Source organism: Pseudomonas sp. NFPP04 (assembly GCF_900113815.1).
GTDB lineage: Bacteria > Pseudomonadota > Gammaproteobacteria > Pseudomonadales > Pseudomonadaceae > Aquipseudomonas > Aquipseudomonas extremorientalis.
The window spans coordinates 216,874-232,116 of sequence record NZ_FOQS01000005.1 but is presented as its reverse complement, the minus strand read 5'-3'; the positions used below and the strand labels follow the sequence as shown (position 1 = coordinate 232,116).

Here is a 15,243-nt window from a genome sequence, read left to right as displayed (position 1 = left end):
TGCTTCACAGCCCAACGCGGGGCAAGCCCGCTCGCCACAGGGCGCTCATCACACGCCCTGCCAGCTACCACAGTCGATCGAGTAAGCCGTTAAACCGATGTGCAAAAAAACGCCCCGAACCAGTCGGGGCGTTTTTCATTCAGCGTTTACCGATCAAGCCTGATCCGCCAACCGCCACGTCGTCCCACCCTTCCCGTCTTCCAACACCACGCCCATGGCGGTGAGTTGGTCGCGGAGTCGGTCGGATTCCGCCCAGTCCTTGTTGGCACGTGCAGTCAAACGCGCCTGTATCAGCGCATCCACTTGCGCCGCATCCACACGCCCTTCGGCACCGGCTTGCAGGAAATCCTCAGGCTTCATTTGCAGAACCCCAAGCACACTGGCCAGTTCTTTCAAGCGCGCCGCCAGACCCGCCGCCGCATCAAGATCGCTCTCACGCAAACGGTTGATCTCGCGCACCATTTCGAACAGCACGGCGCAGGCTTCCGGGGTGCCGAAGTCGTCGTTCATCACTTCGGTGAAGCGGGCCACGAAGGCTTCGCCGCCGGCCGGCGCTACGGCCGGCAGACCTTTCAACGCGTGGTAGAACCGCTCCAGGGCGCCTTTGGCGTCCTTGAGGTTGTCTTCCGAGTAGTTGATGGCGCTGCGGTAGTGGCTGGATACCAGCAGGTAACGCACCACTTCCGGGTGGTACTTTTCCAGCACGTCGCGGATGGTGAAGAAGTTGTTCAAGGATTTGGACATCTTCTCGCCATTGATGCGGATCATGCCGCAGTGCATCCAGGCGTTCGCGTAGGTCTTGCCGGTGGCGGCTTCGCTCTGGGCGATTTCGTTTTCATGGTGCGGGAACTCGAGGTCGCTGCCGCCACCGTGAATGTCGAAGGTCTCGCCCAGGCAGCAGGTGGACATCACCGAGCATTCGATGTGCCAGCCCGGACGCCCGGCGCCCCATGGCGACTCCCAGCTCGGCTCGCCGGGCTTGGTGCCTTTCCACAGCACGAAGTCCAGCGGGTCCTGCTTGGCTTCGTCGACTTCGATACGTGCGCCGATGCGCAGGTCTTCGATTCTCTTGCGCGACAGCTTGCCGTAGCCCATGAACTTGGCGACGCGGTAGTACACGTCGCCATTGCCCGGCGCGTAGGCGTAACCCTTGTCGATCAGGGTCTGGATCATCGCGTGCATGCCCGGGATGTGGTCGGTGGCACGCGGTTCCATGTCCGGCTTGAGGATGTTGAGGCGCGCCTCGTCCTCGTGCATCGCGGCGATCATGCGCTCGGTCAGCGCGTCGAACGACTCGCCGTTTTCGTTGGCGCGGTTGATGATCTTGTCGTCGATGTCGGTGATGTTGCGCACATAGGTCAGGTCATAGCCGCTGAAACGCAACCAGCGGGTCACCAGGTCGAAGGCCACCATGCTGCGGCCGTGGCCGATGTGGCAGTAGTCGTACACGGTCATGCCGCACACGTACATGCGCACCTTGTTGCCGTCCAGCGGCTTGAAGACTTCTTTGGTCTTGCTGAGTGTGTTGTAGATCGTTAACACGACAATTCCCTTAAGACAGAATCACTGACCCCACGAATCACGCAAGGTCACGGTGCGGTTGAATACCGGGCGACCTGGTTTCGAGTCCTTGATATCCGCGCAGAAGTAACCTTCGCGCTCGAACTGGAAACGGTCTTCCGGCTGTGCTTCGCCCAACGAGGGTTCGGCACGACAACCCGTAAGTACTTGCAGGGAGTCAGGGTTGATGTTGTCGAGGAAACTGGCGCTGTCTTCAGCCTTTTCAGGGTTTGGCGAGCGGAACAGGCGATCGTACAGGCGCACTTCGCACTCGATGCTGGCCGCCGCCGGCACCCAGTGGATCACGCCCTTGACCTTGCGGCCTTCGGGGTTCTTGCCCAGGGTGTCCGGGTCATACGAGCAACGCAGTTCGACGATGTTGCCATCGGCGTCCTTGATTGCTTCGTCGGCACGGATCACGTAGCTGCCGCGCAGGCGCACTTCGCCGTTTGGCTCCAGGCGCTTGTAGCCTTTTGGCGGCTCTTCCATGAAGTCATCGCGGTCGATGTAGATTTCACGGGCAAACGGCAGCTTGCGCACGCCGAGTTCTTCTTTTTGCGGATGACGCGGCAGTTCAAGGTGGTCGACCTTGTCTTCCGGGTAGTTGGTGATCACGACCTTCAACGGGCGCAGCACGCACATGGCACGTGGGGCGTTGGCGTCGAGGTCCTGGCGGATGCTGAATTCGAGCATGCCGTAGTCGACCACGCCGTCGGAACGGTTGGTGCCGACCATCTCGCAGAAGTTGCGGATCGACGCCGGCGTGTACCCGCGACGGCGGAAGCCCGACAGCGTCGACATGCGTGGGTCGTCCCAGCCGTGTACGTGCTTTTCATCGACCAGTTGCTTGAGCTTGCGCTTGCTGGTGATGGTGTAGTTCAGGTTCAGGCGGCTGAACTCGTACTGACGCGGGTGCGCCGGTACCGGCAGGCTGTCGAGGAACCATTCGTACAGCGGACGATGGCTTTCGAACTCCAGGGTGCAGATGGAGTGGGTGATGCCTTCGATGGCGTCCGACTGGCCGTGGGTGAAGTCGTAGTTCGGGTAGATGCACCACTTGTCGCCCGTCTGGTGGTGATGGGCGTGGCGGATGCGGTACATGATCGGGTCGCGCAGGTTCATGTTCGGCGAGGCCATGTCGATCTTGGCGCGCAATACGCGGGCGCCGTCCGGGAACTCACCGGCGCGCATGCGGGCGAACCAGTCGAGGTTCTCCTCTACCGAACGGTCGCGGAACGGGCTGTTCTTGCCCGGCTCGGTCAGGGTGCCACGGTATTCCTTGGCCTGCTCCGGGGTCAGGTCGTCGACGTAGGCCTTGCCGGCCTTGATCAGCTCGACGGCCCAATCGTGCAGTTGGTCGAAGTACTGCGAGGCATAGCGCACTTCACCGGACCATTCGAAACCCAGCCACTTCACGTCGCTTTCAATGGCGTCGATGTATTCCTGGTCTTCCTTGGCCGGGTTGGTGTCGTCGAAACGCAGGTGCGTGACGCCGCCGAATTCCTGGGCCAGGCCGAAGTTCACACAGATCGACTTGGCGTGACCGATGTGCAGGTAGCCGTTGGGCTCTGGCGGGAAGCGGGTGACGATCTGCGTGTGCTTGCCCGAATCCAGGTCCGCCTGGATGATCGGGCGCAGGAAATTGACCGGGACGGCAGGTCCGGCCTTGGAATTCGAGGTAGGGTCGACAGTGGGCTTGCTCATAGGATCCTTGAACAGACAAGTACGTGGCCGGGCTAGGCCGACAAAACAAAGGGCTTATCATAGCTGATGCTGTCAAGCCGCTGACAGGGTTGCGGTGCATTTAACGCACCAGTGGTAAAAAACCACCTCGAAATTCCTGCAGGTCACGCTAAACTGCGCGCCTTGGCCGCAGTTTCGCCATACCGGTCGTGGTGCCCCGGGCACCCAAACCCACGAATTCCCTGAAAAGAGTAGCCAACATGACTCAAGTCAAACTGACCACCAACCACGGTGACATCGTCATCGAGCTCAACGCCGAGAAAGCGCCGATCACCGTCGCCAACTTCATCGAGTACGTGAACGCCGGCCACTACGAAAACACCGTTTTCCACCGCGTCATCGGCAACTTCATGATCCAGGGCGGCGGTTTCGAGCCTGGCATGAAAGAAAAGAAAGACAAGCGCCCAAGCATCCAGAACGAAGCGGACAACGGCCTTTCCAACGACAAGTACACCGTCGCCATGGCCCGTACCATGGAGCCGCATTCGGCCTCCGCGCAGTTCTTCATCAACGTGGCCGACAACGCCTTCCTGAACCACAGCGGCAAGAACGTGCAGGGCTGGGGCTACGCGGTATTCGGTAAAGTCACCGAAGGCCAGGACGTCGTCGACAAGATCAAAGGCGTGCAGACCACCGGTAAAGCCGGTCACCAGGACGTTCCGGTAGAAGACGTGATCGTCGAGAAAGCCGAGATCGTTGGGTGATATTGCTGATTTCAGATTTGCATCTGATCGATACGCGCCCGGACATCACCCGGGCGTTTCTGGATCTGCTCCACGGCCGCGCCCGTGGCGCCCAGGCGTTGTACATTCTGGGGGACTTCTTCGAAGCCTGGATTGGCGACGATGGGATGACACCGTTTCAGCGCTCCATTTGCGCAGCCCTGCGCGAACTGAGCGACAGCGGCACTCCGATTTTCATCATGCACGGCAATCGCGATTTCCTGATCGGCAAGGCGTTCTGCAAAGCCGCAGGCGCCACCTTGCTCAAGGACCCGAGTGTCGTGCAGCTCCATGGCGAGCCCGTGCTGTTGATGCACGGCGACAGCCTCTGCACCCGCGACGTCGGCTATATGAAGCTGCGGCGCATCCTGCGTAACCCGATCGTGCTGTTTATCCTGCGCCACCTGCCCCTGGGCACGCGGCACAAGCTGGCGCGCAAGCTGCGCAGTGAAAGCCGGGCGCAGACGCGCATGAAGGCCAACGACATTGTCGATGTAACGCCCGAGGAAGTCCCACGGGTGATGCAGCAGTTCGGCGTGCGCACCCTGGTCCACGGCCATACCCACCGCCCCGCCATTCACAAGTTGCAGATTGGCGACCAGGCCGCCAAGCGCATTGTGCTGGGGGATTGGGACAAGCAGGGGTGGGCGCTGCAGGTGGATGAGCAAGGGTTTCAGTTGGCGGCGTTTGACTTCGTCAATCCGCAATTGGCGTTGCCTGGGGCCTGAACCTCAGACACCACAAATCCAATGTGAACAAAGATCCAAATGTGGGAGGGGCGGTGCGACGATTCGACTTGCCCCCGATGGCGGCGGCACACTCAACATATTTGTTGGCTGAACCACTGCTATCGGGGGCAAGCCCCCTCCCACATTGAATTGTATTTCAACCTTTACTGATCAGTGGCCTGAGGCTTCCGGCCCTGCCTTGGCGCCAAACGGCGGCTTGGCCAGCCACACCAACAGCATCAACCCCATGAACATCCACCCCAGCAACGTGAAGTAATCCACGGTGGACATCATGTATGCCTGGCTGGTGAGGATCTGGTCCAGCTGCGTATAGGCCTTCTGCCCTGCCCCACCGAGCGCCTGCAAGGCATCGCGGGTCGCCGAGTCGTAGGTGGTCATGTTCTCGCTCATGTAGGCATGGTGCTGGTCCGCCCGGCGAATCCAGATCCAGGTGGTCAGCGACGCCGCGAAGCTGCCGCCCAGGGTGCGCAGGAACGTGGCCAGGCCCGCGCCGTCGGCAATCTGGTGCGGCGGCAGGTCGGACATCAATATGCTCAAGGTCGGCATGAAGAACAGCGCCACGCCAATCCCCATGAACAGCTGCACCAGAGCGATGTGCTGGAAGTCCACCTCATTGGTGAAACCTGCGCGCATGAAGCAGCTCAAGCCAATCGCCAGGAAGGCCAGGCCCGCCAGCAGGCGCAGGTCGAACTTGTGCGCGTACTTGCCCACGAACGGCGACATCAGCACCGGCAAAATACCGATCGGCGCCACCGCCAGCCCGGCCCAGGTCGCGGTGTAGCCCATCTGAGTCTGCAACCATTGCGGCAGGATCAGGTTGATGCCGAAGAAGCCTGCGTACCCCAGGATCAACACGATGGTGCCGATGCGGAAGTTGCGGTAGGCAAACAGCTTCAGGTTGACCACCGGGTGTTTGTCGGTGAGTTCCCAGATGATGAACACCGCCAGGGCAATCACCGAAATCGCCGCGCCCACGATAATGAAGTTGGATTCGAACCAGTCCAGGTCATTGCCCTTGTCGAGAATGATCTGCAAGGCGCCCACGCCGACGATCAAGCTCAGCAACCCGACGTAGTCCATCGGCTGATAACTGGTCTGCACCGGACGTTTCTTCAACTGCGAACGCACCACCATCACCGCAAAGATACCGATGGGCACGTTGATGAAGAAGATCCACGGCCAGCTGTAGCTGTCGGTGATCCAGCCGCCGAGGATCGGCCCGGCAATCGGCGCCACCACCGTGACCATCGCCAGCAACGCCAGGGCCATGCCTCGCCTCGCCGGCGGGTAGACGGCGATCAGCAGCGTCTGGGTCATCGGGTACAACGGCCCGGCCACCAGGCCTTGTATGACGCGAAAAGCGATCAGCTCGGGCATCGACGTGGAAATACCACACAGGAACGACGCCAGCACGAACAGCATCGTCGCCCACAAGAACAGCTTGACCTCGCCAAACCGCCGGCTCAGCCAGCCGGTGAGCGGCAAGGCAATCGCGTTGCTCACCGCAAACGAGGTGATGACCCAGGTGCCCTGCTCCGAACTCACGCCCAGGTTGCCGGAAATGGTCGGCAACGCCACGTTGGCGATGGTGGTGTCGAGCACCTGCATGAAGGTCGCCAGCGACAGGCCAATGGTGGCCATCAACAGGCTGGGTGGCGTGAAGGAGGCGTTATTGCTCATCAGCGTTGCACAGCCTTGGGCGCGGCGAGGCTGTTGTCATGGATCAACTGGGTGATCATGGCGTCGGCCTCGGCGAGTTGGCGGTCATACACGTTGGTGCTGAACGAGGCCTTCTGCGGCGCCTGTTGCGCCAGTACCGGGCCGCTCTGGTCATGCAGGTCGACCTTGACCAGGGTGCTCAAGCCCACGCGCAGCGGGTGCTTGGCCAGTTCTTCGGCATTGATGTGGATACGCACCGGCACCCGTTGCACGATCTTGATCCAGTTACCCGTGGCGTTCTGCGCCGGCAGCAGGGCAAACGCGCTGCCGGTACCGGCGCCGAGGCTGTCGATGGTGCCGCTGAATTTCACGTCGCTGCCGTAGATGTCCGATTCGATGTCCACCGGCTGGCCGATGCGCATGTCACGCAGTTGGGTTTCCTTGAAGTTGGCGTCGATCCACAGCTGGTTCAGCGGGATCACCGCCATCAATGCGGTGCCCGGTTGTACGCGCTGGCCCAGTTGTACGGTGCGCTTGGCCACATAGCCGGTGACCGGTGCGATCAAGGTGCTGCGCGCATTGGCCAGGTAGGCCTGGCGCAGTTGCGCGGCGGCGGCCTGCACATCCGGGTGAGAACTGATCACCGTGTCGTCCACCAACGCATTGGTGGTTTTCAGTTGTTGCTCAAGGTTGGTCAGGGCGTTTTTGGCCGCAGTGAGGCTGTCACGGGCATGGGACAGCTCCTCCTGGGAAATCGCCCCGCCCTGGGCCAGGGTTTTACGACGATTGAAGTTGTCCTGGGCGGTCTGCACGTCGGCTTTCTGCGCATTGACCTGGGCCTTCATGCCGTCGACGTTGCTGTACAGGCCGCGCACCTGGCGCACGGTGCGGGCCAGGTTGGCCTGGGCACTTTGCAGGCCGACGGCGGCGTCGTTCGGGTCGAAGTTGATCAGCACCTGGCCCTCGTGGACCAGGTCGCCATCGTCGGCGCCGATGCTGACCACGGTGCCGGTGACCAGCGGGGTGATTTCCACCACGTTGCCATTCACGTAGGCGTCGTCGGTGCTTTCGCTGAAGCGGCCGTACAGCTCATACCAGCCCCATACGCCGACCACGGCGAGGATGACGATCAGCGCCAGGCCGATCAGCATCACCTTGCGTTTGCGGGAGTTGTTGTCTTTGGGTTGTTCGGTTGCATTGGTGTTTTCGGCAGTGGCCATGACAAATACCTCAAATTATTCCGTGCGTGTGGCGGGGGTGGTCGCTGCCACGTTGTCGGCGCTGTAGCCGCCGCCCAGGGCCTGCATCAGTTGAATCGACAGATCGATCTGCGCGGCATTCAGGGTTGCCAGCTGACGCTGGGCCTGCAGCAGTTGCTGCTCGATGCTGAGCACATCCAGGTAGTTACCGATCCCGGAGCTGTAGCGCTGCACCCCGGTGTCGTAGGACTGCTGGGCAATGTCCGCGGCATGTTGCTGGGCCTGGATCTGCCGGCCGGTGTCGCGCAGTTGCGAAAGGGTGTTGCCGATATCGCCCAGGGCTTGCACCAGGGTTTTGTTGTACTGCGCCACCGCCAGGTCGTAGTCGGCGTCGCGGGCATCGAGGTCGGCACGCAGGCGGCCGCCGTCGAAGATCGGCAGCGAGATCGTCGGCGCAATGTTGAAGAAGCGGCTGGCCGACCCGAACATCGCATCCCCCAGCAACGACTCGGCCCCGGCGCTCGCGCTCAGGTTGAGGTTAGGGTAGAAGCGCGTCTTGCTGGCATCGATGTTCCGGCCCGCCGATTCGACCCGCCAGCGCGCGGCGATCAGGTCCGGGCGGCGGCCCAACAGCTCGGCCGGCAGCACCGAGGGCACGGCCACCGCGCTGGGTTTCAGCACGTTGGGCCGGGCCAGTTCACTGCCACGGTCCGGGCCTTTGCCAAGCAATACGGCCAGGGCGATCTTGGCGCTTTGCAGCTGTTTTTCCGCGTCGATCAGTTGCGACTGGGCGCTGGCTTCCAGGCTTTCGGTCTGCTGGTACTGGTACTGGCTGTCGATGCCCGAATTCAGCCGGCGCTTGCCCAGGTCGAGCATCTGCCGGGTGCGCTTGAGGTCGTCGTTGGCCAGGTCGCGCACAATATGGGCCTGGCCCAGGTCGCTGTAGGCCTTGGCCACGTTGGCGGCCAGGGTCAGGCGCGCGGCCTGCTGGTCGACCTGGGCAGCACGCGCCTCACCCAACGCGGCTTCCCAGGCAGCCCGCTGGCCGCCCCAGAGGTCGAAGGTGTAGTTGAAGCTGGCGCCGATGTTGCGCACGGTCGAATAAGCATCGCCTTCACCGCGCGGGTCCTGGTCTTTTGCCAGGCGCGAGCGGCTGACACCGGCGCTGGCGTCGAGGGTCGGCATGCGCTCGGCGTTGGCGGCATAGGCAGCAGCCTCGGCCTGGTGGGCCCGGGCGCTGGCGACTTGCATGTCGGGGCTGTTTTGCAGGGCTTCCTGGATCAGACCGTCGAGTTGCGGGTCGCCGAGGCTTTTCCACCAGTCAGCGGTCGGCCAGGCAGCGCTCGACAAGGTCACACCGCTCAAGGTTTTACCGGTTTGCAATGTGCTGGCGTCGAGGCGTTTGCCTTGGGTGTCGAGGCCGCTGTAGTTGGCGCAACCGGCCATGCTCATGGCCACCAGCACCAGGCTGAGTGCACGTGTGTTCATTCTTTACCTACCCGCTGGATGACGATGGCGTCACCGGCAGCTACCAGAATTTTCTTGAGGATCCGCTCCAGGGTCTGCAGCTCGCCGGGCTCCAGTGCGCCGGCCAATTCGTTCATCGACTGGGCACCGATGTGCGGCAGCATGTCCGCCAGGCGCTGGCCGTCTTCGGTCAGCACCAGCCGCACCTGGCGCCGGTCCTGCTCGGAACGCTGGCGTGCCAGTAGGCCTTTCTGCTCCAGGCGGTCGAGCATGCGGGTCATGGAACCGCTGTCCAGGGACAGGTTGCGGCACAGCTCCGCCGGGGTATCCACGTCGAACTGAGCGATGATGATCAACACCTTGAACTGCGCGGCGGTCACGCCGTACGGCTCCATATGGGTGTCGATAATGCGGTCCTTGAGCAGCGCCGCCCGGCCCAGGAGCAGGCCGAGGTGGCAGTTGCGAAAGCTGTCAGGGGTGAAGTGGGGCATCGGAAGTCACCTTATTACTGCCTAGGCAGTGAATGTATGACAAGATGTTACTGCTTAGGCAGCGAATGTCAAATGGAATTATTAGCTTGCTTGGTAATGTAGCAGGGGGCTTGCCCCGACAGCGGGGGGTTAGCCAACTTGAAGCCGACTGAAACACCGCTATCGGGGGCAAGCCCCCTCCCACATTTTTGTCCCTGTGTGGCTTAGAAGTCACGTTTGTAGAAGATATCCAGGGAGCTGGCCACGCCGCTCGCCACTTCCAGGTACACCTTCTTGCTCAACAGGTAGCGCAAGGCAATGGTGCTGGCCGGTTCGAACACGCCTACCCCATACCGCAGGCTGAGTTTCTCGGTGATCTTGCCGCTGGCCACCACGGCGGTGTTATTGCCGCTGCCCTGGGTGTCGAGTTCAAAGTCCTGGATGCCCAGGTTCTTCGCCAGGTCCGAGGTGACCCCGGCACTGCCCATCAAACCCAGGCCCAGCGCAGCCTGGGCCAGCATGTTGTTGTCTTCACCGCTGGTGCTCAGCGGACGCCCCAGCACCAGGTAGGACAGCGCCTGTTCCTGGCTCATGGCCGGTTCGGAGAAGATTTGCGTGGTGGGCTGTTCCGCGCTGCCACTGAGGCGGATACCGGCGACCACATCGCCCGTCTTGCGAATCGCTTCGATATCCAGGAATGGCTGATCCAGCGGCCCGGCAAACAACAGCCGCGCACGCCGCACATCGAGCTTCTGGCCGTAGGCGCGGTAGCGGCCATCGTTGAGCCATAGCTCGCCCCGGGTGTCGAGGTTGTCGCCGATGTGCACCTGGCCCTGGACCTTGGCGGTGAGGCCGAAGCCCGAGAAGTTGAGCTTGTCTTCGCCCACCACCACGTTGATATCCATCGCCATGGCCATCGGTGGTTTGCCCTCCTCGGTCTGGCTGCCGATGATCACCGTGTCATCGGAAACCTTGACCGTCGACGGCGGCAGCTCGCGCACAGTGATGTCGCCACGTGGGATGTGCACGTTGCCGGCGATGGCCAGCTTGTCGTTCTTCAGGCTGATTTTCAGGTCGGGCGCCACTTCCAACACGGCGTAAGGTTCGACCGTGACCGGCAACTGCGAGCCTTGCAAACTGAGGTCCACCACCAGCGCCTTGCCCCAGTCGACCTGACCCTTGAGGCTGCCCTGCCCGGCCTTGCCACTGTGCCAGGCGCCGTTGAGCTGCACGCTTTCGCCGGCAATCAGCGCCTGCACATTCAGGCCTTCCAGGCTGATGGGCAGTTCCGGCCCGGAGATCTCGCCGCCCACCAGGTTGACGTTGCCGTTGACCTGGGGCGCCAGCAAACCACCGGAAATACGGCCATTACCATTGAGCTTGCCGCTAAGGGTTTCCACCATCGGCACAAACGGCCGCGCCACGGAAAGGTCAAGGCCGGCCAGGTTGAAATTGCCGGTGATCGGCTTGTTCTTCGGCAACGGGTTGAGTTGCGCCTGCACCATCAATTCACCCAACTTGCCGCCACGGAAGTTGAGCTGCGTGTCGATGCGCTTGGGGTTGAGGGTGGTTTCGAGCTTCAAGGTGTCGTACGGGAAATCCAGCCACTGGTCCTTGTCCTTGACGCGCAGGGTGCCGCCACTGGCGTCCACCGAGACCACGCCTTTGGGGCCGCTGTCCGGGAGGTCCAGTTGCAGGTCGGCATTGAGCTTGCCCTGCCAGGCGAAATCCTTGGGCAGGAACGCCGCCAGGCTGTCGATGGGGAATTGCTTGAGGTGGTAGCGCAGCTTCGGCTCGGGCATCAGGCGCTGGTCTTCGCCGCACAGGCTGGCAGGGCCGGACACCCAGCAGTGCGCGGCAAATGTCAGCCTGCCATCAGCCATGCGTTCGATCTTGGCCGGGGCTTGTAGCTTCCAGTCCTGGCCGCCGGCTTGGACGTCGCCACTGGCCAGGCGCCCGCGCCAATTGCCTTTGTCGAGATTGCCGTCCAATGCCAGGGCCAGCTTGACCAACGGGCCGGCCAGGTCCAGTTGGACTTTCTGGTGCTTGATATCGCCCTGGGCGCTGGCCGTCAGGGTGCCGACCTGAGTGTCGCCGGCCTGGATACCGCTACCCTTGAGGTCGATTTTGGCGCGCTGGGCGTTATCCAGGTTGGCATCGAGGGTAAGGCTTTGCAGGCGGTTCTCGGCAAACGCCAGTTGCTGGCCCTTGAGGGCGAGTTTGCCCTGAGGCGCGTTGAGGCTGCCGGCCACGTCGAGCCGGCCATTGACCTGCCCGCGCAACTGCGGCCACAACTGGGCCAGGCGCGCCAGCTTGATATCGATCTGCCCGGCCAGGCGTTGTTGCAGGCTGCCGCTGCCGTTGATGCGGTTGTCGCCCAGGCGAATGTCCAGGTTGGCCAGGGTCCACTGCTCGCCCGCGCCTTCGGCCTTGGCCGCCAGCACCGCGGTTTGCCCGCGCAGGCGGCCCTTGAGGTCGAGGTCGGCATTGAGCTTGAGTTGCTCGTTCTTGAACTCGCCCTTGCTGCGCAGCGGCCCGGCCAGGGTGCCGGGCAGTTCCGCGACCCAGTACGCCGGGTTCAGCGCCGACAGGTCGAGGGCAGTGTCCCAGGCAATGCCATCGGCAAATTGCAGGTTCAGGTGACCCTCGGCCTTGCCCTGGCCGGCTGTGAGTTTCAGCTCGGGCAGGAAGATTTGCGTGAGGTCGCCACTGAACGGCGTGACCACATTGAACTTGCCCGCCGGGCCATCAAGGTCGGCCTTGAGATTGCCCAGGTAGTTGCCGTCTTTATAGGAAATCTCGCCATTGAACGTACGCAGGGTGACTTGCGGCTCGTCGATCACCGGATAGAGGCGATGCCAGGGGAAGTCCAGCCAGTCGACCTTGGCATCGGCGCTGAAGCCTTGTTGCCAGTCCAGATTGGCGCTGAGCTTGAGGCTTTGCTTGTCACCGGCATTCAGGTCCAGGCCGGCGATCTGCGCACCCTTGGCGTCGACCTTGCCTTGCAGCAGCAAGTTCACCGGGCCTTTTTCCGCCGGCAGCACGGCTTTGCCCAGCAGTTGGTAGCCACGGCTCAAATCACCTTGGGCGGTGAGGTCGAGTTGATTGAGTTGCAGGGTGTCGGGCAGCTCGGCGCTAGGCTTGAAGCCGTCGGCGGTGATGTGTAATTGCGCTGGGAGGTGTTCCACCAGGGGTTGAAGTTCTCCCGTGAGCTTGGCCGGCAAATAGCCCGTGCTGTCGGCGTCAAGCTTGAGGGTCTTGAGCAGGTCGCCCTCAACCTTGAGCGCCACCGTCCATGGTGCATCATCTGGCGCATAGGGCAGGCTAAGGTTACCGCTGGCGCTCAACGGCCAGTCACCGGTGGGTTGCAGCAAGCCGGAAAGGTCCAGCACCAGGCCATCGCGTTGCAAATGCACCGAATCAATCTGCATGCCCGCGGCGGTCCAATGCGCCGCCAGTTGCAGGCCCTTGAGCTCTTCGCTGCCGTTGAACAGCAGGCTGCCGACGCGAACGTCGCCCAACTGGATGGCCACGGGTAGCTTCAAGTCAGGCAGTGCGATGGGGCCGCTGCTTTCTTCGGCGCTCGGTGGAAATTGCAGGCTGACCTGTTCCACGTCCAAGCGGTCGATGCACAAGGTCATGCGCAACAGGCAGGCCGGCGACCAATCCAGCTTGGGCGCCTGGAGTTCGATACGGCTGCTGTCCTGCTGCCACAGCAAATGGTCGGCGCTCCATTGGCCGCCCAGATGCCCCTGGAAATTGTCGACACTCAAGCCCGGCACGCGTGCCAACACCCAGCGGCTGCCCGCCTGGGTGCCCAGCAGCGCCCACACTGCCAGCAACAACACGGCAAGGCTCGCCACCACGGCCAACCCCGCTATTTTCACACCACGCATCACAGCTCAGGCCCCATGGAAAAGTGCAATCGAATGCCGCCCGGGTCTTCCAGGGCATGGGCGAGGTCCAGGCGGATCGGGCCGACCGGCGACACCCAGCGGATACCGACGCCAACGCCGGTTTTAAGGCTGGGCATTTCCAGGGTGTTGAACGAGTTGCCCTGGTCGACGAAGGTCGCGATCCGCCATTTCTCGGCGATGGAATATTGATACTCGGCGCTCAGGGCCACCATGTAGCGGCCACCGATGCGATCGCCCCGGTCGTTCTCCGGCGACAGTGTCTGGTACTCATAGCCCCGTACGCTCTGGTCGCCACCGGCAAAGAAACGCAGCGATGGCGGCACCGATTTGTAGCCGTTGGTGGCACTGCCGCCCACCTGCGCACGGGCCAGGAAGCGATGGTTGTCCCACAGCGTGGTCAGGCCTTTGACCATGGCGGTGCCGTAAAGCAGGTTGGTATCGGAGCCCAGGCCTTCCTTGGCGACTTTGGTGTCGAATTGCAGACGGTAGCCGTTGTGCGGGTCGATGCGGTTGTCGCTGCGCAGATAGGAATAGCTGACGCCCGGCATCACCAGGTTGCTCAGGCCGGAGTCATTGCCCAGGCGATATTCTTCACGCTGATACTTGAGCGAAATCACCCGGGTCCAGCCGCTGGGCAACTTGCTGTGCCACTCGGGGCCCACGGTGAGCAATTTACTCAGGGTGTCGGTATTGGCGATTTCTTCGTTCTGATAGCCACCGGCAAAGCGCAGTTTATCGGTGAGCGGTGGGTCCAGCGGTATGTCGTACCACAGGCCGACGTTCTGCCGCGGCGCCGACAGCTCGGCTTCCCAACCATAGCTGTGGCCCTGGGGGTTGACCCAGTGGCGGGTCCAGTTGGCTTTGCCACGCGGGCCGACGTCAGTGGAAAACCCCAGGCCCAGCCCCATGGTGCGCGGCTTGCGAGTCTCCAGGCGCACGGCCACCGGGATGATGTCATTGGTCGACGCGGCAGGGGCGGCGTCCACGCGCACGCCTTCAAAAAAGCCACTGGCTTGCAGGTTCTGGTTGAGTTCGGCGATCAGTTCGGAATCGTAGGGCGTGCCGCTTTTGAACGGCACCATGCGTTGCAGCAGCTCTTCGTCAAACGGCGTGTCGCCGGCGAAGCTGACTTTGCCCAATGTGTAGCGCGGGCCGCTGTCGTAGATGAGTTCGATATCGGCGACACCGGCCTTCGGGTCTACCGCGAGTTTCTGGCTTGTGAAGCGCCCGCTGAAAAAGCCGTAGCGCGAAGCCTGGTTCTGGATCAGGCGCTTGGCGTCCTCGTAATGGCCGTGGTTGAGCACGGCGCCGGCCTTGAGGTCGTTGCTGACGGGCACGCGAAAGGTCTTGAGGTCTGCGGCGGGGCCGTCGACCCGAATGGTCACGTTGCGCAAATGCACCGGTTCGCCGGGGTCGATGGTGAGGATCAGGCGCGGGTTCTTGCCGCCCTTCACTTCACTGTCGATCTGTGGCTGATAGAAGCCAAGGGCCTGGGCAGCTTTGCGCGCCTGCTCCTCGGCGCCACGGCTGAACCGCAGCAGGGCCTCTTCATCACGATCGCCCACCCCGCCGATATAGCCTTCGATGTTGGCTTTCAACGCGTCGTTCGAAGGCTTGATCCGCACGTCCAGTTCGCTTTGCGCCAACGCGCCGCAGCTTGTGAACAGCAGAATCAAGCCGCTGGTAAATCTTCCTGGAAACTTCATAGGCGCGGATGCTACACGAGCAAGGGAGACTCTTTGAACTCGGATTTATCT

Annotated in this window: 10 protein-coding genes; 2 read left to right on the top strand and 8 right to left on the bottom strand. The window is 62.3% G+C overall.

The window, feature by feature from the left end:
• Positions 1 to 153: 153 nt before the first annotated feature.
• Positions 154 to 1,542, bottom strand: coding sequence for a cysteine--tRNA ligase (gene cysS, locus BM017_RS13155; RefSeq protein WP_092244900.1), 1,389 nt, complete (start codon positions 1,540 to 1,542; stop codon positions 154 to 156).
• A gap of 21 nt (positions 1,543 to 1,563) precedes the next feature.
• On the bottom strand, positions 1,564 to 3,264 hold the full coding sequence (locus tag BM017_RS13150; RefSeq protein ID WP_092244897.1) for a glutamine--tRNA ligase/YqeY domain fusion protein: 1,701 nt from the start codon (positions 3,262 to 3,264) through the stop codon (positions 1,564 to 1,566).
• 239 nt (positions 3,265 to 3,503) lie between these two features.
• Here BM017_RS13150 and BM017_RS13145 point away from each other — a divergent pair, with 239 nt between their 5' ends.
• Positions 3,504 to 4,007, top strand: coding sequence for a peptidylprolyl isomerase (locus BM017_RS13145; RefSeq protein WP_010209496.1), 504 nt, complete (start codon positions 3,504 to 3,506; stop codon positions 4,005 to 4,007).
• On the top strand, positions 4,004 to 4,753 hold the full coding sequence (gene lpxH / locus BM017_RS13140; protein WP_092244894.1) for a UDP-2,3-diacylglucosamine diphosphatase: 750 nt from the start codon (positions 4,004 to 4,006) through the stop codon (positions 4,751 to 4,753). Before BM017_RS13145 ends, lpxH begins: the two co-directional genes overlap by 4 nt.
• A gap of 171 nt (positions 4,754 to 4,924) precedes the next feature.
• Here the strand turns inward: lpxH and BM017_RS13135 are convergent, their stop codons facing one another.
• From BM017_RS13135 to BM017_RS13110, 6 genes are all read right to left on the bottom strand, one after another.
• Positions 4,925 to 6,454, bottom strand: a complete 1,530-nt coding sequence (locus BM017_RS13135; RefSeq protein ID WP_058423856.1) for a DHA2 family efflux MFS transporter permease subunit — start codon at positions 6,452 to 6,454, stop codon at positions 4,925 to 4,927.
• Positions 6,454 to 7,653 carry an HlyD/EmrA/EmrK family protein gene (locus BM017_RS13130; protein ID WP_092244891.1) on the bottom strand — a complete coding sequence of 400 codons (1,200 nt, stop codon included), beginning with the start codon at positions 7,651 to 7,653 and terminating at the stop codon, positions 6,454 to 6,456. Before BM017_RS13130 ends, BM017_RS13135 begins: the two co-directional genes overlap by 1 nt.
• Before the next feature lie 15 nt (positions 7,654 to 7,668).
• A complete protein-coding gene (locus BM017_RS13125; protein WP_092244888.1) occupies positions 7,669 to 9,120 on the bottom strand; it encodes an efflux transporter outer membrane subunit in 1,452 nt (483 codons plus the stop codon).
• Positions 9,117 to 9,590 (bottom strand): MarR family winged helix-turn-helix transcriptional regulator, encoded by a 474-nt coding sequence (locus tag BM017_RS13120; RefSeq protein WP_092244885.1) that lies wholly within the window; start codon positions 9,588 to 9,590, stop codon positions 9,117 to 9,119. Before BM017_RS13120 ends, BM017_RS13125 begins: the two co-directional genes overlap by 4 nt.
• 203 nt (positions 9,591 to 9,793) lie before the next feature.
• Positions 9,794 to 13,465 carry a translocation/assembly module TamB domain-containing protein gene (locus tag BM017_RS13115; protein WP_092244882.1) on the bottom strand — a complete coding sequence of 1,224 codons (3,672 nt, stop codon included), beginning with the start codon at positions 13,463 to 13,465 and terminating at the stop codon, positions 9,794 to 9,796.
• The gene (locus BM017_RS13110) at positions 13,465 to 15,192 is read right to left on the bottom strand and encodes an autotransporter assembly complex protein TamA (protein WP_092244878.1); all 1,728 of its coding nucleotides are present in this window, start codon (positions 15,190 to 15,192) and stop codon (positions 13,465 to 13,467) included. The genes BM017_RS13115 and BM017_RS13110 overlap by 1 nt, the downstream gene beginning before the upstream one ends.
• Positions 15,193 to 15,243: the final 51 nt, after the last annotated feature.